The organism is Herbiconiux daphne (genome assembly GCF_024979295.1).
Taxonomy (GTDB): domain Bacteria; phylum Actinomycetota; class Actinomycetes; order Actinomycetales; family Microbacteriaceae; genus Herbiconiux; species Herbiconiux daphnes.
In genome coordinates, this window is record NZ_JANLCJ010000670.1 from 1 (window position 1) to 560 (window position 560).

Here is a 560-nt window from a genome sequence, read left to right on the forward strand (position 1 = left end):
AATGAAATCGGTTACGCTGTAGCGGTTGGTGAATACGATGGCGCAACTGCTATCGCTGGTGGTCTGCAATTCAACACTTCTACCAACACTGCAATCACTGTTCAGGCTTCTTACGACGGTGAAGCGGCTGGTGCTTCTGTAGGTTTCCACGGTAGCTGGTAAGTGACTGAAACTCACGACATCTGGTTAACTCTCGGATTCTTTATAGTTGAGATTATTGTGGTTGTTTACGGCCTCAGTAAGTTGAAATGAATCAAACTCAAAGCCATTCTTCGGAGTGGCTTTTATGATTGGTTCGACATTATCCAATCAACTAAGAGATAAGGCTGTTAAAAGCGATCATCATCATTCGCTCCTGTATACCCCCAAGGTGCAGGAGCATTTTTTTAATGTGTAATAAAGGTAAACAAAATGAAACGTACAATCATGGCTATTCTTGCTGTAGTTGCTTTTGCTAACGTTGCTGCTCATGCGGCAGACGTTGAATCTGTAACAGATACAAATGGTGATGGTACTCACATCACCCTGTCCAATGGACTTGGTTATGAAACCTCCACCCC

The 560-nt window shown here is 43.4% G+C and carries 1 protein-coding gene; it reads left to right on the plus strand.

All coding sequences use genetic code 11. The annotated features are described in order from the left end of the window. The first annotated feature begins 6 nt into the window (after positions 1–6). A complete protein-coding gene (locus N1032_RS28585; protein WP_407933100.1) occupies positions 7–162 on the plus strand; it encodes a YadA-like family protein in 156 nt (51 codons plus the stop codon). Positions 163–560 lie beyond the last annotated feature (398 nt).